Annotated in this window: 14 protein-coding genes; 6 read left to right on the forward strand and 8 right to left on the reverse strand. The window is 46.6% G+C overall.

Going from position 1 to position 26,297, the window contains the following annotated elements:
* Positions 1-37: 37 nt before the first annotated feature.
* Entirely contained in the window at positions 38-1,861 is a 1,824-nt protein-coding gene (locus tag AC27N8_RS31490; RefSeq protein WP_487072971.1) for a tetratricopeptide repeat protein, read from the reverse strand.
* A gap of 664 nt (positions 1,862-2,525) precedes the next feature.
* On the opposite strand from AC27N8_RS31490, the gene coaE reads away from it, so the two are divergent.
* Together coaE and AC27N8_RS31500 are read left to right on the forward strand one after the other, a co-directional pair.
* Positions 2,526-3,122, forward strand: coding sequence for a dephospho-CoA kinase (gene coaE, locus AC27N8_RS31495; RefSeq protein WP_487072973.1), 597 nt, complete (start codon positions 2,526-2,528; stop codon positions 3,120-3,122).
* 55 nt (positions 3,123-3,177) lie between these two features.
* On the forward strand, positions 3,178-4,209 hold the full coding sequence (locus AC27N8_RS31500) for an alpha/beta hydrolase (RefSeq protein WP_487072975.1): 1,032 nt from the start codon (positions 3,178-3,180) through the stop codon (positions 4,207-4,209).
* Positions 4,210-4,283: 74 nt separating this feature from the next.
* Here AC27N8_RS31500 and vanA read toward each other — a convergent pair whose 3' ends face one another.
* Together vanA and AC27N8_RS31510 are read right to left on the reverse strand one after the other, a co-directional pair.
* A complete protein-coding gene (gene vanA, locus AC27N8_RS31505) occupies positions 4,284-5,324 on the reverse strand; it encodes a D-alanine--(R)-lactate ligase (protein ID WP_487072977.1) in 1,041 nt (346 codons plus the stop codon).
* 1 nt (position 5,325) lies between these two features.
* The gene (locus AC27N8_RS31510; protein WP_487072979.1) at positions 5,326-6,285 is read right to left on the reverse strand and encodes a D-isomer specific 2-hydroxyacid dehydrogenase family protein; all 960 of its coding nucleotides are present in this window, start codon (positions 6,283-6,285) and stop codon (positions 5,326-5,328) included.
* A gap of 1,099 nt (positions 6,286-7,384) precedes the next feature.
* On the opposite strand from AC27N8_RS31510, the gene AC27N8_RS31515 reads away from it, so the two are divergent.
* Positions 7,385-8,812, forward strand: coding sequence for a UDP-N-acetylmuramoyl-tripeptide--D-alanyl-D-alanine ligase (locus AC27N8_RS31515; RefSeq protein WP_487072981.1), 1,428 nt, complete (start codon positions 7,385-7,387; stop codon positions 8,810-8,812).
* Positions 8,813-9,154: 342 nt separating this feature from the next.
* The gene (locus tag AC27N8_RS31520) at positions 9,155-9,628 is read left to right on the forward strand and encodes a hypothetical protein (protein WP_487072983.1); all 474 of its coding nucleotides are present in this window, start codon (positions 9,155-9,157) and stop codon (positions 9,626-9,628) included.
* Here the strand turns inward: AC27N8_RS31520 and fxsT (AC27N8_RS31525) are convergent.
* Positions 9,625-12,411: an FxSxx-COOH system tetratricopeptide repeat protein gene (gene fxsT, locus AC27N8_RS31525; protein ID WP_487072985.1), complete on the reverse strand. Its 2,787-nt coding sequence runs from the start codon at positions 12,409-12,411 to the stop codon at positions 9,625-9,627. The two genes, AC27N8_RS31520 and fxsT (AC27N8_RS31525), sit on opposite strands and share 4 nt — an antisense overlap.
* A 172-nt stretch (positions 12,412-12,583) precedes the next feature.
* Between fxsT (AC27N8_RS31525) and AC27N8_RS31530 the strand changes: the two genes are divergently transcribed.
* Entirely contained in the window at positions 12,584-13,279 is a 696-nt protein-coding gene (locus AC27N8_RS31530) for a helix-turn-helix transcriptional regulator (RefSeq protein ID WP_487072987.1), read from the forward strand.
* A 430-nt stretch (positions 13,280-13,709) separates the two neighbouring features.
* Here the strand turns inward: AC27N8_RS31530 and fxsT (AC27N8_RS31535) are convergent, their stop codons facing one another.
* The gene (gene fxsT, locus AC27N8_RS31535) at positions 13,710-16,514 is read right to left on the reverse strand and encodes an FxSxx-COOH system tetratricopeptide repeat protein (RefSeq protein WP_487072989.1); all 2,805 of its coding nucleotides are present in this window, start codon (positions 16,512-16,514) and stop codon (positions 13,710-13,712) included.
* A 130-nt stretch (positions 16,515-16,644) separates the two neighbouring features.
* On the opposite strand from fxsT (AC27N8_RS31535), the gene AC27N8_RS31540 reads away from it, so the two are divergent.
* Positions 16,645-19,962, forward strand: coding sequence for a BTAD domain-containing putative transcriptional regulator (locus AC27N8_RS31540; RefSeq protein WP_487072991.1), 3,318 nt, complete (start codon positions 16,645-16,647; stop codon positions 19,960-19,962).
* Positions 19,963-20,211: 249 nt separating this feature from the next.
* On the opposite strand, the gene AC27N8_RS31545 is transcribed toward AC27N8_RS31540, so the two are convergent.
* The 3 genes from AC27N8_RS31545 to AC27N8_RS31555 form a co-directional block, all read right to left on the reverse strand.
* Entirely contained in the window at positions 20,212-21,228 is a 1,017-nt protein-coding gene (locus tag AC27N8_RS31545) for a S41 family peptidase (RefSeq protein ID WP_487072993.1), read from the reverse strand.
* Between the two features lie 300 nt (positions 21,229-21,528).
* Complete coding sequence (locus tag AC27N8_RS31550) at positions 21,529-24,771, reverse strand: lantibiotic dehydratase (protein WP_487072995.1); 3,243 nt, start codon at positions 24,769-24,771, stop codon at positions 21,529-21,531.
* 40 nt (positions 24,772-24,811) lie between these two features.
* The gene (locus tag AC27N8_RS31555; RefSeq protein ID WP_487072997.1) at positions 24,812-26,182 is read right to left on the reverse strand and encodes a lanthionine synthetase C family protein; all 1,371 of its coding nucleotides are present in this window, start codon (positions 26,180-26,182) and stop codon (positions 24,812-24,814) included.
* Between the last annotated feature and the right edge of the window lie 115 nt (positions 26,183-26,297).

Raw genomic sequence — 26,297 nt, forward strand, 5'->3', positions numbered from 1 at the left:
GTAGCGAGGTCGCACCTGCTCATTTTTTGTTGCAAACCTATTTTTTTCTGCTACGCATGCGTACGGGAAAACCAATCAAGAAGCCCAGCAGGGCCAGGACGAATGGGATACTGGCGGCTGCAATTAACCATGCTCCGACAAAGATCAGTGGCTGAAACAATGAGGGCCGTATACTCAGCTGATTGAGCAGGGTGTTGCTTTCAAACTTGGCGCTGATCCCCAGGATGCCCGCGATGATCAGGCTGAAGATCGCGACCTCCAGTAGGACGGCGAAGCCATTTCTAAAAGATCCACGAGCTGCGCTGACACACAGGACTGCTAATCCAATGCTGCCGACAAAGAGACCGACATAGGGAATGCTGGCGACAAAGATCACCAGAGCGAATCCCACGATCCCCAGTAGAATGCCAAGGATACTTAATCCTGCCCCGGCCAGGAATGCGCGTCCGAAGCTCGTCGGCGGCGCTGCTGAAGAGCGCTGCTGCGCTACTGGAATGTTTTGTGCCTGACTTTGCGACATCGCAAGGCTCCCCATGATATTATTTTTGATCGCGTACGTCTCAGGGTTTTGTGGATCAAGCTCCAGCGAGCGCTCGATAGCTTCTAGCGCCATCTGGAACTGGCCCAGATTACTCAGCACGACCGCTCGCATGCTCCAGCCCATGGAATTATTGGGATCGAGCTGCAAAATATGCTCAATCGTGCTCTGAGCTTCGGGATAACGTGCGGCGGTACCGAGAAGTTGTCCTTTTAAGATCAGGGCGGATAGGTCGTTGGGGCTGTTCTGGAGCACTTGCTCGGTTAGATTGAATGACTCTCCATAGTTTTTGGCATCGAAGAGCTTTTGGGCCTGCGCGATGAGCTGCTGATTGCGCTGATCCAGTGCGGCTGCCTGACTATTATCCAGACCCGCGGGCGCTGGTGTGGATGAGGCAACGGCTGCTGCCATGCCAGCGTTGGGAATATTTTGCTTGAGCAATCCCGTCGTTGATGGTCCTGCGGGCGGCATCCAGGCCGGGCCTGCCGTCGGATTAGACATCTGGCTCTGGACCTCGGGCGTTGTATCAGGTAGATCTCCGACCAGCAGAAATGGCATCTGCTGTTGTCCGAAGAGCTGCGGTCGATGTTGGTCATCCAGTGTGCTAAAGAGATAGGCATGGAGCTTGGTTAATGTGACGGAGCCTGTGGCCTGATCGATGGCGGGGCCGCAGAGGCCAAGCACCATACTATGTACCAGTTGTCCAATGCCGCGCTCTCCGGTCTCTGGGACGCGGTCATTGCCGCGACATGAACACATAAAGAGCCGATTGGCCTGCGTCTGTAAAATATTGAGGACCGATGTACCCAGCAGGGGCTTGGAATCATAGGGTGAGGTCCGGCGCATACTCCACATCTGCCCGGTCTGGAAACAATCAAAGATGCACAGAATCTGTGAGGCACGGCTGCGTGTCAAAACATGCTGAGCCAGGGAAAGCAGGCTCAGGCAGGTTGTCAGATCTTGATACTGCGAATTGGTAAACGCGAGATATCCTTCGCCCGAACGTTCATCAATAAAGGTATGGCCTGCGAAGTAGAGCAGGATCGAGTCGCCTTCTTCGGCTTTCTGAATGCATATTTGGGTGATTAGAGACTCTATAAGCTCTCGGGTTGCATGTTGTCCCTGTACGAGCTGCACATCTGGCGGCGACCATTTGCCCCCTTTGTTATTTACCAACCATTGAGCGAGTGCGCGTGCATCGTTTTCTGCAAACTGTAGTGGGCAAAACGTTCTATCCTGATATTGGTTCACGCCTACAATGAGACCGAGATGCCGTGGTAACGCTTTCTGTGGTGGCGTTCTCGTCAACTCTCCAGAATACATGTTGTTCCTTCCAGTTTTGATTCATATTTCCTTGCATCCAGATGAGAATGGTGCCGCAGCACCTTCCTCGCCATGAGTGTTGTCTCCACGCTTTTGCTTGAGCGCCACATCTTCTGAATGCATGTGGGTATGAGTGGTATATCGAATTGTTTCTTTTTCTCGTCACATCTGCTCTGAGGATAAAGTCAATATACAGTGCACAACGAAATGAGCCGGGTCATAAAAAGCTGTGTGTTGCAGTACTTGCTATTTTTTATACGCACAGCAACGCCGCTTTATGGACAATTTGTTGCTAAGGATGAGACAGATAGCCTGCTGTTGCAGTAGTTTCCGTTTCGATAAAGATTAGACCTGAGTAAGAAATTTTCGCTAATTATATAAATTTGTGCGCTTATGAACCAACAGAATTTTGATATACCACAACGTCAAGTATACACCATCAGGGAGAATTGTAGGAAAAAGATGAGGACTTTTGTCCTTTGTCCGCGTGCTGTCGCATGGAGGTCTCTCTCGGATGCTGTGCGAAGATAAGATGGGACATGATTTTTGTTGTTATGGAACTTGCGGTCCTTGATACAATAGACTTGATGATAGTTGTTGTGGCAGGGCTGATGGGCTATATTGTGCGTGAGCTAATCAAAGGATGCCTGGTTGGAGGTAAGATTTGCGTATTCTTGGCATCACAGGGAACATCGCCTGTGGAAAAACATCGGTGGGCAAGATGCTTTTGAGCCTGGGGGCCGAGCGCTATATTGATGCGGATGCACTGGTCCATCGCCTCTACGAGCCGGGACAGCCGGTCGCACAGGGAGTTGGTTCTGCCTTTGGCAAGAAGGTTCTGGCTGAGGATGGTAGTGTCAATCGGCAGGCACTGGGCGCGATTGTCTTTAGCGATGCAGAGGCACTGCGCAAGCTTGAGGCCATTGCCCATCCGGCCGTCGCCGCAGCTGTGCGTGCCGAACTGGCGTTAGTCAGCGCTGCTGGCACTGCCGTGATCGACGCGGTCAAGCTGCTCGAAGGAGGATCGGCGATCTTGTGTCAGAGTATCTGGTTGATCGTCTGCTCCGAGGAGCATCAATTGCAGCGACTGATGGACAGAAATCAGCTGAGCAAGGAAGAGGCGCAACTGCGCTTAAAGTCCCAGCCTGCTATTGCTGATAAATTATCATTGGTCGATGAAGTAATTCAAAATGATGGAACGTCTGAAGAGACATATCAACAAGTAAAGGCTGCCTTTGAGCGATTTTGTCTGAAATTTTAACGATTTTGCCTGAAATTGGAAAAAGGGATGGTCTTTTATTGGTGGAGAGGGTTGTATGTGTAGATCATCATTTGTACGCTCATTCCTGATAAGTATCGTACTTGTATTTGTCGTATCGCTGCTCTGGTGTATCTACGCCGTCGATATCTCGCCAGCCAACAGCGCTACGGATACGTTACTGCATGCAGCTCAGCAAAATGCGCGAGCGATGAAAGCAGGCCAGCTTATCTCCGCCGGGATCAAAAACACCAGCCAATCCTCGACCCTGAACGATTCAGTCCAATCCGACCTTTTTCAACTCACCGATGGCTTGCGACCCGGACCCGGCCCAGATATTCCCGCAGCCAGAGACGTGCATGAGATACCGGTGAGAGACATCTCATTTTTCAATCAGCGTGGCAATCTGCTCTCGGGCTGGATAGCAATCTACTCGCGGCAAGCGCCCGTCATCATCCTGAATCACGGCACCCCCGGCAATCGCGTCGACATGCTTGAGCGAGCAGCCTTCCTGTTCAAACACAGATATAGCGTTATGCTCTTTGATTTTCAGAGTTACGGTCATAGCCAGGGGATTATGTCGACGCTGGGCATGGTTGAGTCGGAGGACATTCTGGCGGCGATCTCATTTCTGCACGTCTATCCCGACACCGCCAATAACAAGATCGGCGTCCTTGGACTCTCGATGGGAGCGACCGCCGCTGTCCTGGCGGCCGCGCATAGCACGGACATCTCGGCGGTCGTCGCCGAGAGCTGCCCCGAAGACGCCACTCGCGTCCCTGGAGATGTCCCCAACGATCAAGTACGAGCGGCCGATCGCAAAGCCGTCGCAGCGGCCTACGGCGTCGACATCACGCTGGCGCGACCCGTTGACGTCGTTCATCAACTTGCCGGACATACTGCCATCTTCTTCATTAATGGCGACAACGACACACAGACACCTCTGGCCGGCATGGAGGATTTATATCGGCACGCAGGAGATCCCAAACAAGCGTGGGTCGTCCCCGGCGCCAGACATGCTCAGTCCTTTGCCGTCGACCCACGCGATTATATCCTCAACGTCGATACCTTTTTCGATACCTACCTCTAAGCGAGAGAAATAAACGAGAGGAAATTGCTATCAGCTTTCCTATAGCTTTCCCTGCTGCGATCAGGTTGCAGTGTTTAGCGGACTTTTTCGGTCACTGCCAACGAGATTATCCGGTCGAGCATTTCGGCAAATGGCATTCCTGCGCCCGCCATCATGCGTGGATAACGGCTGTATGAAGTCATACCGGGCAACGTATTGACCTCGTTAAGTACGACCTTTCCATCTTCCTTCAGGAACATATCCACCCGTGCAATTCCCCCGCATCCCAGGGCGCTATAGATGGTTTTTGCTGTCTGCTGAACGAGCGAGCGTGCCTCGGGCGAAATATCGGCGGGAACGATGACTGTTGAGTTTTCGGAACCGGCTTCGGGTCTATTCTCCTGATGGATTCTGAAGAAGCCATGAGAGAGACGAATTTGATCGACCTCGCCGACGGTTAAATCAGAACCGTTCCCTAATATCGCACATCCCACCTCGCTGCCGACGATAGCTTCTTCGATCAATATCTTCGTGTCAAACTCTCTTGCGGTTTCCAACGCGCTCAGCAGTTCTTCTTTGTTCGATATCTTGCTGACGCCGAAAGATGAGCCCGAACGGGCTGGCTTTACCACGACAGGATAAGGGAGTTGTAACGTCTCAATATCCGTATCCGCTGTGACAATCCAGAAATTCGGCGTGGTAATGCCCGCACTTCTCACGACGAGATACGCAAGGGATTTGTCCATGCACAGAGCAGAACTTTGGATATCGCAGCCTACATAGGGGATGCCGGAGAGCTCTAACAAACCCTGCATCGCACCATCCTCGCCGAGTTTGCCATGCAGAACGGGAAGTACCACATCTAAACGGATCGTTTTATATGCTCCGTCTTCCAGCACGAGCAATCCGTGGACGCTTCTATCCGGGGACAGTACCGCCGGACGGCTATTGTTATTTTCCCAATCTGCGTCAGGGCCGTCACACAACTTCCAGATACCGCTCTTGGTAATTCCTATATAGAAAGGCTCAAACTTCTCGGTGTCGAGGTGTTTGGCGACCTCTTGCGCAGATTTAATGGAGATGGGATGTTCTTCGGAAATGCCTCCAAATATGATGGCCAGTTTCAACTTATCCACGTTATGTTCTCCTTGCAAATTTCAGGCAATTAATAATCGTATTTTCAACAGTATCTCTCAGGGCGTGATCTGTATAATAGGCAGTGTGCGGGGTAATAATCACTTGCGGTAATTTTTGTAACCGTAGCAATGATTGGCTTGCGATGGGTTTGTTTCTGTAGTCCGCGTAAAATATTCCATCCTCACCTTCGAGGACATCCAACGCCGCACCGCCTAATCTGCCGCTTTCCAACGCTGGAAGAAGAGCCTCGGTATCAATCAGTGAACCGCGTCCAGTATTGATAATGACTGCGCCGTGCTTCATCTGCTCGATACGTTGACGATTCAAGAGATGGTTTGTCTCCACGTTCAATGGTGTATGAAGCGTGACAATATCGCTCTGGTGTAACAATACATCAAGAGGAACGTAATTGGCAGAGGTTTTGGGACAATGATCATAGGCTAAGACGTGGCAGCCAAAGCACCGCAGACGATCCATCACTGCTGCGCCAATGCGTCCTGTTCCAACTACTCCAATGGTCATGTCGCGTAATTCTTTTCCTCGTACGTCACTCAATCTGAAATCGTGCATCTCTACACGGCTGAGAATGGATTTTGCATTTCGCAGCACCATCAGCATCAGCATCAGTGTGTAATCAGCCACACTATCGGGCGAATATACCACATTTTCAACTGTAATGCCAACGCTTCGCGCGAAATCTACGTCAATATGATTATATCCAGAACTTCTTGTGGAGATATATGTTACGCCAGACTGTCTCAGTGCACGAAGAATGGAATGTGTAATGTGAGTTTTATGATTGACGCTGATGCATCGATTCTCACACGCCAGTTCAATATTGGCTTCAGATACCGGTGCCGCTGTAATCGTTGGCATCACGTCAAAGCGAGGCGCTATCTCCTGGAACAAAGCGGTTTCGTCGTGCTCGCACCCATACATTGTAATTCCCATTTTTGTCATAATTTATGTACCGTTTCTCAAAAGTAGGACAAGAGTGGACAATCATCACGATTGTTCATATCCCTCTATCCACACGCATCGGCCATTAGCGCCGTGGGATAGGAAGCATGCAGGCTCACCGAGTGACGCCACCCATTGTGATACATTTTCCTGCGTATTGCAGGCAAGCTCGTGGGCTTCTCGCTGGAAACTGTAGCAGCGACCGCGTTCCGTCTGACGAAACGGGTTTGACCTGTTGCTCATGGATGTGGAGGTTGATGAATCCCCACCAGTTTCCAGTGCCGTTATGCTTCTTTGAGTCACGCCACGCCAAGCTGTGCAATGTTGAGAAATGCCACATCATCTCGTAATCTATTCTACCCACCGTGGGTGCAAGAGTTTTGGCTGTGCTTGTTTTGTCCACTGATGCATCCATATTTGTCTATGTTCCATACGAGTCTACCATCGTGCTGTCTTTTTGTTAACTGCTAAAACTTCTATGTAAAGCTTTTTAATTATGTTTTAGCTTATGGTTTATGTTAAATTGCAGGTATGCTCCCGATTATGCTTAATATCGCATTCGAACCCTCCTGCCGAGTGAAATATAGTGGCAAGCTAATAGTCTGCGGGCTGCTTGATACCATATAAAATAATATCTTGAAGAAGCGACTGCCGGTAATCTTCGTCAAGAGATTGGCATTATAAATGAGCTTTTCAGAATATCCTGCAACTAAGAGTTCTTCGTTAGAAACTGCTTGCATATCGTTAAAGTACCCCATCTTATTCATCTTTGCAATGGTAAGCGTCACTGCAAGTTATAAAAAATGAGTATAAAAATTCCATTTAGCCGCACTTGATGTGTAAATTTCATATTCTATTCACATTTAAATGGTACCCTAGTGGATATAAAGAGTATAGGTTTCATGATTGCAGTCAAAAATGTACCATATTCCAAAAATCCTATCGTTGTTGGCCAAGTTTAAGGATGGGAAGATATTCCTATTTATACCCTCGACAAACCTGACAGCATTGAACTGCTCACTCCCTGCATAGACGAAAAATCAACGCCCGTGATATAATCGTCTCAAATGAGAAGAGAAGTAAAGGATATTACTTACACATGTTCACGCTCAACGATATACTACAAAGTAACGCCAATCAGGTCCATATCCAGAGTAGTGTCACTCCCGATCCTGATCTGGTCTTCCGCTCAGCCCATCATGATAGTCGCTTGATCATGCCCGGCGACCTCTATATTGCTCGCAAAGGAGCCAGCAGCGACGGTCACAGCTTCATTCCGGATGCCGCTCGTGCAGGCGCACTGGCCGTTCTGTGCAGCACACCGGCTACCGACGTCCCCCCCGACTTTTTACAGATCGTTGTGCCCGATGTTCTTGTCGCTCTTCACGCCACAGCACGCGCACGTGCTCAGCGTCAGAAAGATACCATTCGCATAGGCATCACCGGGAGCAATGGCAAAACAAGCACAAAAGATGCGGTGGCTGCCGTGCTCAGCCGTAAAGCTCCCACGCTTAAAACCTTTGCATCATATAACCACGAGCTTGGCTATCCCATCACGCTGCTTCGCCTGGAGCCACAACACCGTTACGCTGTGCTGGAGATGGGTGCTCAATGGGTCGGCGAGCTAACCTGGCTCAGCAATTCCATTGCCAGCCCCCATTGGTCTATCATCACCAGCGTTGGTGCCGCTCACCTTGAATATTTTGGTACACAGGAAAACGTCGCCATTGCCAAAAGCGAACTGGTGCAGGTTCTCTCTCCTGACGGTTTTGCCATTCTCAACTATGACGATGAAAATGTGCGCGCTATGGCGGCGAAAACGCAAGCGCGTGTCATCTATTATGGTACAAGTGCAGAGGCGACGGTACACGCTAGCAATATCGGTGGTGATCCCCTCTTCGGACGTAGCTTCACGCTGCACTATCGCGATCAACAGCGGCCCGTTCAACTTCGTCTTCCTGGCGAACACGGTGTCACCATTGCCCTCGCTGCCGCTGCCGCTGGCTACGCGGCCGAGATGCCACTGGACGATGTCGTCTCGGCTCTGGAAGATCTCTCACCTGCACCAGGACGCTGCGAAATCAAATCTGGCCCCAACAACAGTATCCTCATCGACGACACCTATAACGCCAATCGCCAGTCGATTGTCGCCATCACCAGCGCCATGCACAATACAAACAAGGCCCCCAATGGAAAACGTTGGGCCATCCTGGGCGATATCTTCCAACTTGGTACCTATGCACGCGCCGAACACACCGACAGCGGCTCTGCCCTGGCTGGCTTTGTGGATTATCTCATCGCCATCGGTGATCAGGCTCGTTTCTACGTTGAGGGCGCTATCGCTGCGGGGATGCCAGAAAAGAACACCTACTACTTTAGCGCTGACGTCAGCAACAAGGCAGAATTAGAAGCCGCCAAACGCGCCGCCGCCGATCTCCTCAAGCAGGAGGTGCAATCCGGCGATCTTGTACTCCTGAAAGGATCACGCGGCATGCGCATGGAAACTATGATTACCATGTTTGAGTGATATCCCGCACGCTCTGATCTAAAAACGGAAATATCTAGCCTGAGCAACAAAAGTGTCGAGCGAAGCGAGGACACCGTAGCGTCGCACGCTTGCGTGCGATGTCCCTGTGACTCGTACGAGCCAGCAGGCTCTTTGCGGCACACCTCGCAGGTCAGTCTGATTGCGGTGCACCATGCGAGCGGGCCTGATCGTACGTCGAGTGGAACATCACACGCGAGCGTGTGACGCTACGGTGTCCTCGCTTCGCTCGACACTCATGAGAGACATCTTTCGGCAACAAGTGTACTATTTTGAAATGCTGAAAGATAACGATCACTATCATTTTTAGGACGAGTGAATACTATGCGTAAGCAGTTATCTTTTTCTTTTGTGGTGCTCCTTGCATGTATAAGTAGTTCTCTTTGGCTTGCCGCCTGCGACGTCACGAAAACGCCACAGACGACCACTCAGCTATCTCCGGTGCCAACCACCCTTCCCTTAACTTCCACCCCTGTCACATTGCCCGCACTTACTGCTGATCCAGGATGGCATGCTGTCTATAATCATACCGGAGATGCGGCCCATTTTGTGGATCAATCGTTTACGGCCGAAAATTCGTATGCTGTGATTGCTACCTGTCTGGGGACTGGTAGCATGACTGTCTACATCGATCCTGGTGAGAACTCCACCATTCGCTGCTCTCAGACAGGACAGCCGATCACACAAAATCAAAGCTCGTCTGCTGCTGGCCAGACACGCACTGTCCACGTTGAGGTACAAGGTGCCAATATTCAATGGACTGTGCTTGTCGAAACGAGTAAAAATGTGGCTCATTAAGGTGATTCATTAAGGTGTATTTTGTCCAAGATGCGGGTATAGTCGGCTTGTGATTCCTCTATTTCTTGATGTGTATTACCTAAAACACTGACTCTGATTTCTAAGGCACGTTTGTACAGGGCCATCGCTTGTTGATTTTCTCCCTGAGATTCATAAAATGCCGCGAATTCGGCTAGAATGTCTGCTGTCTCTGGATGCTGCCCTAAGTGCTCTTCTCGTAACTGTAATGCATGTTGATAGAGTGGTTCTGCTTGTTTGTTGTGCCCTTGTTTGAAATAACAATTGGCTAGTCCGCGGAGTGGATATGCAAGATATGGATGATTAGGGCCGTGAGTCTTTTCACGAATGTGCAATGCATGTAGGAAAAGTGATTTAGCCTCTTCATACTTCTCTTGTTTAACATAGAGATTGGCGAGATTGCTCATCACTCGAGCCATATTCAAGTGCTCTGGCCCCAGGGATTTTTCCCACACTTGTAATGCTCTTTGAAAGCGTAACTCGGCTTGTTCGTATTTTTCTTGCGCGTGAGCTATGGATCCCAGAATATTTAGAATCTGCGCTATGTAATCGTGAACTGGCCCTAGAGCTTGTTCGCGAATAAATAAAGCTCTTTGACCCACCTGTTCGGCTTGTTCGAATATTCCCTGTCTGTAATACAAGATAGTTAATCCATGAAGTGGGATAGCTACTAGAGGGTGGCTATCTCCCAGTTTTTGTTCCCAAATGCTTAAAGCTTTCTGGTAGAGGGGGAGCGCCTGTTGATATTTCCCTTGCTCTGAATAACAAAATGCTAGATTACAGAGTGGTTGGGCTATTGTAAGATCATCAGATAGGAGTGTTTGCTCCCAAATATTCTGTACTTGCTCTAATAGCCGTTCGGCTTGTTGATACTTTCCCTGTTCTATATAGAGTGCAGCCAAGCCATTGAGTGTCTCGACAAATTGGTGTTCTTGGTGTTCTGCGCTTACATTTCTTTCTAAAATAGATAAAGCTCGTTGGTAAAGAGGTTCAGCCTGTGCGTATTTCCCCTGATTGAAATAGAGATTGGCAAGTCTACTTAGTGGGGACGTTATAGAAATATGCTCATACCCTAACGTTTGTTCTCTGATCTGCAATGCATGCAGGAAAAGTGGTTCTGCCTCTTTGTGTTTTCCTTGTGTTCTGTAAAGCTCTGCTAGTTCGTTAAGTATTTCTGTGAGTAAAAAATGTTCTGGTTCTAATATTTGTCTTCCCATTAACAACGCGCGCTGGAAGAGTGAAGTCGCCTCAACATATCGGGCACGCCCTGACAAGTAGGTTGCTACATGACTCATCAAGGTGATCAATACTGTGCGTAATGCCTTATCCTCATTTAGTTGCTCATGCAGTGTTATACAGATCAGCGCGTGCGGAAGAAGTTGTTCGCTTGTTTTCCAATAGGTCTCTTGTCTACCCTCATAAGAGGGAAAAAGTTGAGCCATACTATGCAATATACGGGTAATCCACATTTGTTGGCTTGTTATTGATGCCTGTGCTTTGTGCACCGCCTGTACCAGCCGGTGAATTGAGATGGTGGCGTTACTTGTATTGCGTTGTACTAACGAATACATAAGGAGTTCTTTGAATGCGGCGTGGAACAAAAATGGATCATCCGCAAGTTTTTTAATGGTTGGTCCTAAGCATGATGCACCCTGGATGAAAAACATTTCGGGAATCTCATTGGGGGCAAGATAGGCACAGATTGTGAGTATCTCCGCTGCCGATGAATTTTTCCTCTCTAAATGTCCAAATGCCAGTTCAAATGTTTTGGTTACAGATAAGGGATGGTTGTCGTGTGCCTCTCGTTCATCGAGTAGTCGTACCTGATAAGCCTGGAAGAGTTGCAAGTAGGCGGATAAGCTGCATTGAGTAGATTCTATATAGGCGCCAGCTTGATCTAGTGCTAGAGGAAGGCCATCCATGACAGAAACAATCTCCCTGGCAAATTGTGAATCTGTTGATGAGAGTTGATCTATTGTATCTGTTGCCTGGAGAATTCGGGCACGATGGGTAAGCAGGTGCACCCCATCCTCCTCTGTGATGCGTTCAAGGGTGAATGCGTGCGAGGTGAGCCCTAATGATTGTCGACGGGAGGTGAAGAGCAATGAGCCGGAACGCGTAGTAGGCAGAAAACTTTTTATCTGCGCTAGATCTTCAATATTGTCAAAGATCAGGAGCCAATCCTTGTGACTGCTGAGCCAACGTGTGACCGCTACTACAATTTTCCCCTGCTCTGGCTCCTGTTTTTCTACTAAATTGAGAATATGTGCAATGATGATCATGCTGGAGATCACAGTTTCTGGTGTTTCTGCACTGATCCAGAAAACTGCTGTATAATTATCTGCGTACCGATAGGCATACTCGATCGCCGTCTGCGTTTTGCCAATGCCTCCTAGACCGCTCAATGCATATGATTGATTTAGAACTGCACTATGCCCCTGTTTTAAAGTCTCGTGTAAGTGGTGTAGTATCTCCTCACGACCCGTGAAAAAGGGATTGCGTTGATGTGGAACGTGCCAGTAGGGAGAAAGTGCTGTAAGACTGGCTTCCAGTAAGCGGCGCGTCTCATCTGTATCCAGTCGTAATTGATGGGCTAACTCCAACACGATCGTTTTGCTCTCGGGGAGAAAGTCTCCGAGCTCCCAGGTTCCAATCGTATTGCGATGGACTCCCATTAAGGTCGCCAAATCCTTTTGAGTCAACCTCTGTCGTTTGCGCCAGGCTTTAAGTAAATCTCCGAAACCAGAGAATCTATTCTCCATCATAATCTTTCCAGAAAATTTTTAGGGGAAATGCACAGTTATTCCGTGCATTCAGCCCACTATCATAATAGTAGCACAAGAGTAAATATATCTCGTGATTGTTTTAAAGCTTGAGTTTCTTGCATAGTATTCACTGAGTGAGAATCTCATAGAGAGTTTTTATGGAGAATTTATTATGGCAATTAGATCGTCGGATGAACTGATTTCAGATGATGGTACCTATTTTGGAGATAAGCATTATGAAGCTGGTATTCCTACTCTTGATACCTCAGTTGAACTCCTGACATATTTTGAGGATGCTTTTATCTTCGTGCAACACTTTAATGAACATACGACTGTGCAAGAAATAAGAGCCTTTTTAGCGACATTTGAGCAGAGAGCAGAGCATCGTTTTTGCTTATTTTTTCATCACTCATCCGAGGATTTGTATATCCCGCCCAATTACCATAGCCATTTTCCTATTCAATTTGGGAAGCGGATCTATGGAACACTTGTAGTGAAAGGGCAAGTAAACCAACCTACTACTCCAGCTTTTTCACTTCAGTTGGCTCACGCGCTTGCTCGACTTTGCGGTTGGCTACTCCATACCTGTGAGCAATCGATGTTTATTTGGAGTTACCAGCGGCCAGAAGCCTTGACTTTGATCAATGATACGCTTTCAAAGCGAGAGCGCGAGGTTTTAACGTTAATGTGCCATGGTTGTAGCCTGGAAACTATCGCACGAACGCTCAATATCAGCACCATGACAGTGACCAAGCATAAACAAAATATCTATCAACAATTAGGCGTGCATACTTTTCGCGATGCGCTTCATGTTTCATATCATTGTGGGCTGGTTTCATTTTTGGACGAATTATATGCATGGAGGTAGTAGTTTGACTGCTCTCGCATGAGGCCGTAAACCACAAAAAATCAAAGGTCTTCAGCCTCTGGATAGATTTGTAAAACTTCCACTCTAAACATCTACCTATTCATTAGAAATTGTGTGCGTATTATCATAACTTACATGCTATATTGATTTAGTGAAAGCTAAAAACAATAATGCTGAAAGGAATACAATGAAATGGAAGATTCAGAAGCAACGAGGAAAAGATTACATGATTATATTTCTTCGCCAACTTGTTTTCTCTATGGTTAATCAATCAGCCTGGTACTGTCCTCTTGGATGAAAAAGAGGCTAATGAAAAATGGCAGGCAAGAAAAGCTGAAAAAGGTGAACCTATTCGTTTGAGATGGACAAAACAATAATCCCCTTCTTCCCACATTTCGCTGCGTAATTATTAAAGGTATCTAATGGATCCTTATTCCTGGGTATCTTTGGCCCACAGACTAACGGTACTATGATGGATATTGAGTTTTTTGGCAATATCACGGGTACTTACTCCTGCTCGGGTAAGTGCCTGCGCTTGCGCTTTGATTGATGCATCGTAGCCACGTTGTTTCGCTCCAGGAGTAAAATAACGCTGGCATGAACGGCAGCGGAAACGCTGTGTTCCCGCTCGATTGACGCCACTGTGCACAACAGCTTCATTTTTCTGGCAAGTAGGACATGCTGGATAAACATCTCTGCTTTGCTCAACAGTTATCGCCGCGTTATTCGACATTTCAACTGTTGGCACTTCTATGCGGGCGTCTTTGATTAACTGCTCTGCTTTATTGGTCCTATCCAATTCTTGCAAGAGTTGCATATAGTCTGACTGAGTTTCTTTTGTTTTATGATGATCTAGTCCTAATGTCTGCTCTCGAATCCTCAGTGCTTGCTGATAAAGAGAGAGTGCATCTGTTCTTTGTTGGTTCATCCAGCGAAAGCGGGCGAAGTCATGCAAGGTATCTGCTGTTTCAGGATGCTCTGCTCCTAAAATATGCTCAAAAAGAAAGAGCGCTCTCTGATAAAATATTTCTGCCGAGGGATACTTTCCTTGATCTCGAGCAAGATTAGCAAATAATAATATCGTGGAGGCAACACGACGGTTTTGTGAGCCGTAGGCTTGTTTAAATAGGATGGCTGCTCGCTGGTTAAGTGAAGCCGCTTGTTGGAATTTTCCTTGTTTATAGAAAACATTTGCCAGATAATTTGAGCAGAGTGCTACACGTGGATGAGTAGAGCCATGAAACTGTTCGTTGAGTGCAATTGCACGTTGAAAGAGCACTTCGGCCTCGGCATATTGCTCTCTCTGGCTGTAGAGGATCGCAAGATTTTTTATGCTTACTTCAATGTATAAGTAGTTTTTCCCTGCTGGATGATTCTCAGCAAGTTTCAGTGCTTGCCGAAAGAGAGGTTCTGCTTGTGTATACTTTCCTTGATCAACATAAAGTGCTCCTAGATTATTTAGACCCTGCATATAGAGAGAGAGGTTTGGCGTCTCTGCATTCTCTAATATATTGAGTATTTGATGAAAGAGTGGTTCTGCTAGAGGATATTTTCCTTCATTTCTATAAAGGATAGCGAGGTTTCCCAGAGTTTTTATAGTATCAGTATATTCTTCACCTTGTTGACGAATATGCAATGATTGCTGATAGAATGGTTCTGCTTGTCTATATTGTGATCGCTCATGTAAATAAAAGGCAATACCATGAAGTAAATTACTCGCTACAGGGAATATCATGTTCCAATGTTCTATGTGATTTGCACATAGGATTGCATGAGGTAAGTAGCGTTGACACTGGGTCCAGGTACTCATCTCACTCGAAGGAAACGCCTTATCCAGAAGATGTACTATTTGCTCCGCCCAGTGTTTTTGTATTTCTTTTTCCATCGATTCCCGAATGACAACCTGCACAAGGCGATGAAGTGAAAATGTATGGTTCTCTATGTGACGTTTGAGTAAGGAATAATGGAGTATAGCTCCGACAGCTTGATTAAACATATAAGCGTCTGTGGTTATGGCGCTGAGTTTTGGGCCTAGATAAATACTTTTTTGAGTAAATAATTCCTCTGGAATGGCATCGGGCGATAAGAAAGAACAGATACGTAATATATCAGCAGCAGCGGGATTAATATGATCTAAGCTTTTGAGGGAAAGCAGAACGGTTTTAACTACTGAATTAGAATGGTCTGCAACAGCAGAACGTGTATCCAATAGTTGCGTTGGATACTTCTGATAGAGTTGTACGTAGTCAGTAAGATCACATTGAGTCGCTTCTATGTAGGCACCTGCTTGATCGAGTGCCAGTGGCAATCCATCCATAGCTGTGACTATCTCTCGCGCACGTGTTACATTTGCGTAGGAATGCTGATTCAAAGATGTAACAGATGTAGAGAATCCTGCACGATGTAGCAGGAAGAGTATTCCCTCTTCAATGGTTATCTGTTCGAGTGCCAGCATTTTTGTAGAGAATCCTAATGACTGTCTGCGCGAAGTAAAGAGTAAAAAACCGTAGCGAGCAGAGGGAAGCATGTGTTGTATGAGTGTTGGATCTTCGACATTATCGAAGATCAGTAGCCAATTATTATGGCTATTGAGCCAACGCATAACGGCTGTCAATATCTGAGCTTGATCTTGATTTTGTTTTTCAGATAAATTGAGTAATGTAGCAATATCAACCATACTGGATGTAATACTCTCCAGCGTTTCTGCATCGATCCAGAAAACCGCAGTGTAGTCATTTGTATAACGATAGGCATACTCGATAGCCGTCTGCGTTTTGCCAATGCCTCCTAGACCACTTAACGCATATGATTGGCTCACGACTGCACTATGCTCCCTTGTCAATGCCTCATGTAAGTGATGCAGTACATCCTCGCGACCTGTAAAGAAGGGATTTCGTTGGTATGGAACGTTCCAATAGGGTGAGAGTGCCGTGAGACTGGCTTCCAGTAAGCGACGCGTCTCATCTGTGTCTAGTTGTAACTGATGGGCCAGCTCCAATACAATCGTTTTGCTCTCGGGAAGGAAATCGCCAAGTTCCCAGGTTCCAATCGTATTGCGATGGACTCCCATTAAGGCGGCCAAATCCTTTTGCGTCAACCTCTGCCGTTTGCGCCAGGCTTTGAGTAAATCTCCGAAACCAGAGAACGCCATATTCTCCATTTTTAATCCTTCATAAAAAGATTTAGTTTTTTTGTGCAAATGCACGGTTATTTCGTGCATTCGATATTTTATCATAGAGGTATCACAAGAGTAAATCTATCTCTATTGCTGGAAAATTCATATATCTTGTGAAAGGAGAAATATATTTTGTATTTTCTCCTAGTTGATTTTATGATAGTGATTAGCTTTTATATGGAGAAAAATTATGGTTAATATGTCAACCCTCAGTAAAGTTACTTCACCAGTAGTATCTCCAAAGACCCTTCATCGAGCATCGCTTGTCCAGACACTTAACGAGGTTATTGGCAGCCCAATTGTGAAATCATTTTCCTATAAACTTATATTGCTCTCTGCGCCAGCAGGATATGGAAAAACAATCTTACTTGCAGATTTTGCTCAACGCACAAGCATTTCTTGTTGCTGGTATTTTCTTGACCACACAGATATTGATATAATCACCTTCTTTAATACACTTCTTATAAGTATACGTCAATGTTTTCCTCATATTGGCAAAACATTTGAAATCGCGCTTGCTAATATTACATCAGTGATTACTGATTCAGTAAGAATAGAACATATATGCGAAGAAATTGTAGATTCCTTTATTGCCGCCATAGAATCGGAAATCACCGATCGTTTCGCTATTTTTTTCTGCAACTATCACGAGATAAGTCAGAGTCATACTATCAACACTCTGATGAATCGCTTCTTGGAGCGTTTACCTGCACACTGTCTTGTAGTTATCGAGAGCCGCAGCGTTCCTGAGTTGAAGTTTGCGCAACTGATCATCCAACGGAAGATACTTAGTTTGGACAGGAGGTTTCTACGCTTTACATCCTCAGAAATTGGCCAGCTTGCACTCCTTCAAGGAACTGTATTTCTTAGCGAGATCGAGGCAGAACAAATAGCCGTTTTATTTGATGGATGGATCGCAGGAATCCTACTGGGAACGCGTCTAGGAGATATCCAGTGCTTAGACAAAACACACTCTTTCCATACTCATTCTCTATCACTAACAATTCTGAAGAGCCGAAAAGAACTCTTCTTTTATTTATTTAATGAGGTATTTTGTTATGACCTTGTAAACTATACCTTTCTGAAAGATGCTGTTGTTCTCCAGTGCATGACTACATCCCTATGTAACGATCTGCTTCATGTTAATGATGCTGAAGAGCGATTGCATTATCTGGAACAAAAAGGTTTTTTGACAAAGAGAGAAGAAAATGAGGAATCGGTTTATGAGTGTTATCCATGTGTAAGAGATATTTTATTAGATGAGCTTAAAAGCCAGTCTTCAGAACATTTTGTCTTTCTCCATAAAAAAGCTGCAGAAATATTTTATGCAAGTGGAAACTATTACCAGATGGTTTATCACGCATTCCAAGCCAATGAGTGGCAGTTCGCTGAATCCGCCATCATGGAAGTACAGAAGGATATGTTTGTAATGGGACAAATTGAAATTCTTGCTTGTTGGATCGATGAACTCCTTTCTGTTATGCCGTTTATTCACCCTACATTACTTCTCGTTCGTACAAAAATTGCCATGCTCTTTGGAGAATATTCTCATGCAGAGCAGTTATTGGAAATAGGGTCCAAGGTCATTGCTGATCAAATTCCTGCTACTAGAATGGATGATGTTAGGGTTTTGCTGGCAGAGACAACACTTCTCCAGAGCAGAATGCTTTTTTACAAAGGAGACTATTCTCAAGCACAGGCATTATGTCAAAACGTGCTCGATACAATCTCGATTGATGAAATTACGCTGCAAGCAGAGACCTATATGTGTCTGGGTATTGGGGCGAATCTGTTTGGGAATTTTCAAATGGGCATTGTGTACTTCCAGAAAGCACTTCATCTTCGAGGACGTAATGTAAAAAACCAACAAATAGCAGAACTGCATGGAGCGTTAGCCAACATCTATGGCTTGCTCGGGAATTTTGTCTTGGCCGAACACCACCTTACTCGCGCGCATGCCTGTTGGAACCATTTATCCACTGAGCGAGGAAGAATTGATGATCTTATCCGAGAGGGACTTATCAAACACTATCAGGAGAAGTTCGCTGAGGCCGACTCGCTTTTTGCTCAAGCTTTGAATTTGAGCAATAGAAGTCTCCGCTTTTGTCGAGAAAGAGCTTACATCCTGGTGAGTCAAGGAGAATTGTACTTGGATCAAGGACTTTATAGTCAAGCCTTGACGTGTTTAGACGACGGGCTCTTCCTCGCTCTCGAAATGAAGGATACCCATCTTAGAAACTGTGCATATCGTATGCTGGCTATGACCTATGTTTTCCTGGGAGATATCGACACTGCTCGGTTACAGGTTTCACAAATACATATGCAAACTGACGACGTGAAATCAATCCACTATGAAAGTGTGTTACGAGAACTGATCCATGGAACTATTTCCTTATATGAAGGACATCTTAGTGAAGCATATTCCTGTCTCACGTCTATCGAGGATGATCTGTGTCAAATAGGTCTCAAACGGGAGCAAACTCGGCTCTCTTTGCGTATCGCAGCCTGTCAGGTCACGCTAGGCGGAGATGTAGGTGAAGTGATCAGACGTATGGAGGAATTGGTAACTATAGCCCAGCATGACCGCCTTGAGCACCTCATCAATACTGAGCTTCATCGTCTTCCGAAACTGGAACAGTTTGTGAAAACACAGCAAGAGATGGCATCTATAACCCCGCCTCACAATAAGAAGATTGGTGTTTTCCAGCATCAGGCTCCTTCTGCCTCTGCTGATGTACTCCCACCGGTTGTAAGCTCCCTTCGTTCTGATATATCGTCATTGCATATACAAGCGCTAGGAGAACCTGTGATCACCCACGATAATGGTCTTGCCATCCAATGGCATCTTGCACGAGCAATGGAGTTAGTCTTTTTTTTGCTTGAGAAAGGCCGTCCCGTTCAAAAAGAACAAATTTTTGTTGCGCTTTGGCCCGAGACTAAGGGCAACATAGAGCAAGCACTTCGTACCAATGTGTTTTATGCACGCAAAGCTCTAGGGGAAAAAGCTATTATCTATCAAGCTGGCACGTATGAATTGAAGCTTACTTCTCTTTATGAGGTAGAGTACGATGTTTCCATATTCCAAAACCATTATACACAAGCAAAAAAGGCACTTGAAGCAGAAGATACGATGACAGCAAGAGCTCACTTTCTCAAAGCTGCTGGTCTCTATCGAGGAGATTATGTCCAATCTTTTTATAGCGATTGGCGCATTGTCAAATGTGATGAATTGCGTACTCTCTATCTCGATATACATCAAGTTCTTGCGCGAATGGCTTGGAAGCAGAGAAGCTTTGACGAAAGTCTTAGCCATTGGAAGCATCTATTAACAATGGACAATTGTCTTGAAGAAGCACATCATGGACTCATGAGTTGTTATTTGCAGTTGGGGAAAAGAGGTTTAGCTTTGCGTCAATATCAGCGTTGTACAGAAACTTTAAAGAAAGAGCTCGACGTGGAGCCTGGCCCTGCTCTTCAATGCCTATACAAACGCCTCACTAATTTATAAGGCAATTGCGCTTGCTGTCTGTGTGCAGTCCATTGTCTGTTAGCTCGCCTATATACATTAGGTGAAGCTGGATGAGTATCGGCTCGGACCTAGCCTGATGAGAGATGACTTTCCTTATCAATTTCTCTGCCTTCTCTGTCACAGTCTTTTTCGTCTCATTGGAAGAACGCTTCTTTTTCACTCCCAATGTGTATGAACCATTCTTCGCACTTATTATCAGCTCTCTCGACTTTCCCTCTGTTTTTTCTGTTACTTCTGACAGTTCTGCTGACTATGCAACCAGGTTGTGGCAGTCCGGAAAAGACTCGTGTTTTGGTTAGGCGGGATCATGACATCAGGAGCGATCGCACCATCGTATTTGTGCCCTGTGCGGTCAACATCGATGGCATCCGTGAGCACCAGATATGCTCCATCACGTAATCGGAAAGACTCATTCGCAGTGGGAAGGCCATAGGTAGACTGGCCAAAACTATGGCTGTGTGGACGCCCGCGGAAGGCGACAACCATAGCCTCGCCAGAACTTGCTGTGCTAACACTGGTTAAGATGGCAACTGGAGGGTTTGGATACTTGAGGTGATAAGGGTTCTGGATACTGAGTAGTGGTGGGGAGCCTGCCTCTTGAGCCTGCCCATCAACGTACCCCCAGTTCTGCCTGGTTCCATCAGGAAAGGCAAAGAACCCGGCAGTTCCCTCCCCCAAGATCGGCCCAACTCCAACAAGCATAGGCCCTAATTGCCCTCCAGTATTGTAACGCAGATCCACGATCCAACCACAGGTGACGCTCTGATCAATTTCTCTGATGGCCTTCTGGGCGAGCAAGGCATACTGCTTTTCTGCCTGCTCTGATCCTAATATGGCTGGGAGCTGGAGATAGCCAACGCCAGAGGTTAAGAGTTGTCCACTGGGGATCTCATAATTCTGTAACGCGCCCCTTTCTTGTTGCTGCATGGTTTGTAGGTCTACGAAACGGCTATGATGATCACCTAGTGCATCCAAGGCATTCCTGATGGCCGGGTAGGTGTCGGCTGGTGTTTTGGCACCATTTGCATCTTTTAAAGCCTGGTGCCGCAACATGTTCCAATTAATCTTCTTGCGATTCAGCGAGTGTTCTTGCAGAATGTCCAATGCTGCGAGCAGATAGGACTGCGCTTGTGCAGATAAAGTAGGTGTTGGTGTGGCACTAGCAAGAGGGGTAATCGTTTGACTACAACTACTCAAGCAGATGACGAGACAGAGACCCAAGAAAGAAATGTGAAGAAATCGCATATGTTGATAATCTTTCTGTTTATATCGATATCTCATTATTACTAGCAACAGATAATAAATTATAGTATCACTTGTATTAATAGAAGGACGTTTTCTCTGTATTTCATTTGGAAAGAATAACTCAAACTGAAATTCCAGATATTTCAATGTCCATCTTAAGAAAGCATAGACTTTCATTTTTCCGTCCGATCAATTCTCATCAAAACGCCAGAGTTTGGAGACTCCCATCCGATCTGGGTGAACTAAGTAGGGAATGGAATTGCAACCTTTCATTCGAGCTCAAAGCCTCACCGATCAAGCTCACTCAGACCGACGCTCCAAAGATTTTAAGGTATATCTCAAGAAAGCGTAGACTTGCGTTTCTCTTGCCCGATCAATTCCCAGTAGTCGATTGATATGCATATGCGCCAGGCTACTCAACAGAGACATTTCTGATATTTGGAGCTTGCCTGATTCAGCTAATGAGCGTACCTGCATAGCTAACTGACTCAGATGTGCATACTGATCTTTCAGGAGTTCTAACAGTTGAGCATGTTGCTCTGCTAGAACAGGATCGGATTGGTTTTGTGGTGCGAGCAGATCACAATAGCGCTTTCTCTGGGAACGGTATTCTTTGTTGTATACATATGGCTCGGTCAGGTTCTGTGCCCAATCCAAACGTTGTCTGAGATCACAGCCCCAGGAGGAAAGTAAGTGATTAAGAGAGAAGACTGCAACTTCCAGAGGATCGAGGGCCACACGGTGCATATGCTGGGCCACGATTATTGCACTCACCACACTACTATCTATCATGAATACCTGCTCTAATAGGTCAATGGACTCTGCTCCACCGTAGCGCTCTACTTCGCGCTCATAGGTATCCAGGGAATAACGCTGGATCTGACCACGCTTTGCCATTTGCAGACAAAAGGGCAAAACAAGATTTAAAATGGAATAGATATTAATAACTTCTTTGGCGTGAAAACGTAGCCTCAAGTGTGGTTCAGGATCGTAATAGCGAATAAAGAACCAACAGTCAATTAGCTCCTGCTCTTGTAGCATGCGCACCAAGACAGGTAACAAAGAAGCGATCAACTCTTCATGTTTGCTTGGCGCTGCATACAGTTTTAGATAGAGCCAATCTTCGCCAGGGAAACTGTTGCGCTCTATCGAGCTAATAATTCGTGCATCACGAATGAACTCCTCTTTCTGGGGGGTGGGTCTAATTGCTGGATCCACAGCATCCATGCGAAGAAGTGGCACCACAATCTCCGAGAAATATTTCTGATCCAGACCATCGCGTAGCCAAAGATGCTCAAAGTTGGGGAACAGTTCTTCCAAACGAATAAATCTAGAATCGTTTTGCTTGTTTAGTTCATTGTGGAGTTCAGCCACCATAAGAGGATGTTCCAGATCTAAAAGTAATCGATTATCTAGATTCTCAACTAGATAGACGTAGCGTGGCACATGCCATTGTTTGCGCCAAGCTTGTAAGCCTTGGAACCAGCGGGCATCCTCAGTTCCTTCGCCTAGCAACGGAATCACGTCGTTCTGAAGATTCCAGCGGACTGGGGTGATTACGAGCTTGGAGGATGGACCAGTCTTCAATACTAGGCGAGGCAGGAAAGGAGCACCAGAAAGTATCCCCCAGTCAAAGTGGTTCAAGAGCGGCTGTCCATCATCATTAATTTCGGAGATGAAGCGACAAACGTTAGGAGCCTGCGCAGGGACGAGCATATGTGTCCTGCAGACATGCACTTGTTTACCAAGACGGAGCGAGCGCAAGTAAAAACGTCCATTTTTAACACCAACAACCAGATCACAAAGCTCAATTACTCGCTCAGGAGGAACCGAAGGTGTAGTACCCACGGCGATTTCATAGGAACGCATTAGTGGACGAATTGCGACATTGGCTTGTCGGGCCTCCGTAGGTTGGTAGCTTAGTTCGGCAAAGATAACGTCTGGTAGCAACGCTTCTTCACGAGCGGCAAGATCATGCAACGCATCCATACCCGACTCTCCCAGGAGGTCGAAAAAGCGCCCGAAGGTCCGTCCGCCACTATGGGAGCCACAATTACCGCTGATCACGGCTGCCCATTCACCGCGATCTAGAGCCTCGCGGGAATGTGCATGTATTTGCAGATAGATCTCTAGTGAGAGTGGAGTCTCCGACAAGCGAGGTGTCCAGGTTGCTAAGCGACGTTGGAGATCTTCAGTGAGCTCAAATTCCTGACTTCCTTGATTTATAGCCTCGGCTACCAATTTTATCAAAAGCTGATGGCGGGAGCTGTTTTCTGGAGGAGGATTGCTTGTGGAGCGTTGATAAACACGCGGCGGTTTTGTATAGCCTACCGGGGCATCCAAACCGTTTTCTGGGCTGAGAAGATCAAGCAAGGGCACCTCGGCATTGGCTCCATATTTTTCAAGAAACCACAGTCGATATTCCTGGAGCTTAGGAGAGCCCGTTGGAGCGGGAGTCTGAGAGAGGAGTAATTTGGCAGCACACGCAGCGGCTTCGCCAATTGTGTAATTGAGAGTAGGTGATTGCAAATGCAGAGCCACATCGACTTGGAGGGGATATTTCTTCACAGGTACCAGCGATTCTTGCTTCTCAATCAATGTAGACAACAAATCGGGTGAGGCACCAATACTAGCCTTATTTATTGCCGCTACTGCTTCCAGCACTTGCTTCAGTTTTTTTCTTTCCTCATCAACATTGAGTAGCGTCTCCAGGGTATTTGTAATATACTCAATAGGCTGAGCATTGGTGAGCGGAGGATGCAACTGGCTAATCAAGAATCCATGCTTCCAGAGTTGCCAGAGTAAACGATCAATTTGCTCTAGCGTTGCATGTGGGAAAGCATGCAGAAGATCTGCTCGTAGTTGAGCATACAAAATACTCTGGTGTGCTAGGGCAAACACTTTACGCACAACTGCGGTGGCACGCAAAGAGATTGTGCGAGCATCTTGTGTTCCATAGGTATCAGCAAGAGGCAGGACGGCCCGTTCACCTGTAAGATAGGCAGTTTGGTTAAGCCTGACTCTCAGTTGTGCTACCAGAGATGGATCCTTTTCTAGATAGTGTAAGACGGAGAGTACCCAGGCCATATCAGGCCTAGCACGTATACTTGCAACTGGAGGAGACGCCAGAGAAACGTGTGTCGAGTCTGCAAAAACACCTAGAGCCATTCCTGAAAACAAGCCAAAGGGAGTAGGACGAGTACTCATACGGATGAGGTAACGTAATAGGCTTGCATAGGTACGCTTATGACGGAGAGCAGAGCTTTCTCCTTGCTTTATGCGTTCATATGCTTCTAGTAAGGCTGGACTGGCTATTGCCAACGCTTGAGTTACCTGCGCTTGAGCAACCAGTTGGTCAAGCAGTTCATAACACGCCATCTTCCGGCTTTGCAGCATGAGATCAAGATTCTCCGAAGCTTCTTCAGGCGAGATTTGCCCTATCGTAGATAGGCGTAGAAAGACCTGGGCAGACAGAACAGGAGCCCTCATCATATAGAAGCCCGCTGGTACAAAAATTAGCGTCTCTCGCTTGCTTTCAACCATAACACTCTTCCTTTCAATGCTTATGAGATACTGTCTCTTCCTAGGAAATTGCCAGAACCTTGTCCCAGGCGGGCCAAACAGGCGTAGAGGCAGCTAATAACGCCATAGCTATTCCAGGAGCGCCCGTCAGCCAGGCAGGCTGGTCAAGGGGTATCCCCTGCACCACATCCTGGAAACCCAGCATTAAGGCTGGATTGAAAGCATCGAGAACTCGCTCAACCAGCAATGGTATCGCTTTTTGAATCTGCTGGCTCTCGGTCTCAGATGCAAAATGGAGACAGATTTGTAGCAAACCTGCCGTTCCATGACAAATACATGTTGGAAGATTGTTTTGAGCTAGAACATAATGTATCATTGTCTCAATTATCCCAACTGCAACTTGGCGTAAATTCTCCTCTTCTAGTGCGCTTCCAGCTAACCAGAGACTGCGTGCTATCCCTGGCGCGCCATAGCACCAAGTAGGAGGGGTTGCAGGCAAACCCTTCCAATCCTGAGGTAAATATGCAAACTCTAGCGGGATATTGGCAGGCCAGTTTATATCCCATTCCCCATGTACTTGGTGTTCTACTAACCAAGTACTCAAATAGACTATTGATTCTCGTAAGCCTGGTGAACGGTATCCAGCAAGCCAGGTCAGCGCAAGAACCGCTAGAGGGCCTGGAATACCATGGGCCAGCCCACAATTGAAATGCCCTTGAGGGGCTGCTCGACGTTGGATATCGTTAGGCAATAAGGCAGGGGGAATAAACCAACGCTCTTGTCCAATTGGTTGTCCTGGTTCAGACAGCCACAATAAGTAATCCAGAATCTTGCAGATAGCCTCCTGCACATACATCTCGGGATGTTTGATTGAAACCAGATAGAGTAATATGCCCGAAGCTCCAGAGATGAGATCATAATCCCTGGGCGCTACTCCCTTTTCCTCTTGAGGTCTTCTCCAGTGCTTCGCAAGTACCTGTTTGCAAAGCCCCTGATTGAGCTGCTCTAAGGTATTTCGATAACGTTTTCCCTCCTTGCTAGCTAAGGAGAGGGTAAAAGCTATGCCTGTATTCCCTCCGAAGAGAGATGGCTCGACAAAGATTCGCTGACTTTCCGCAGCGGCGAGGCATAAATATTGTTGTGTCAGCATATCCCAGCCCAACCCTGAAAAACAATCATCGAAATATGCATACATTAGTGCTACTCCAACCGACCCCCCTGCTAATGAAGTAGGGAGCCATCTCGATGGATAGGGAGACCGGTGGCTAACTAGTTTCGCTGCATTGATTACATATCCAGGATCTCGCATCTGGTTAGCGACAAAATGAGCAGCCTCTTGAGCACGTTTCCTTAAAACCTCATCCAAAAAACATGGCCATCTGACTTGTTTCTGCTCAAGAGAGGATTTATAAGAAAGTTCACTTACATTCATTCCTTTTACCTCTTGTAGTAAGGAATCTACCTATTGATGTTTAGACTCATTGTGTGAAGCAGGATGAAGCCATTTTAAAAAATGGTGTGAAGTCACTTTCCATCTAGCGCCAGAA

The organism is Dictyobacter sp. Z7_2, from assembly GCF_057551105.1.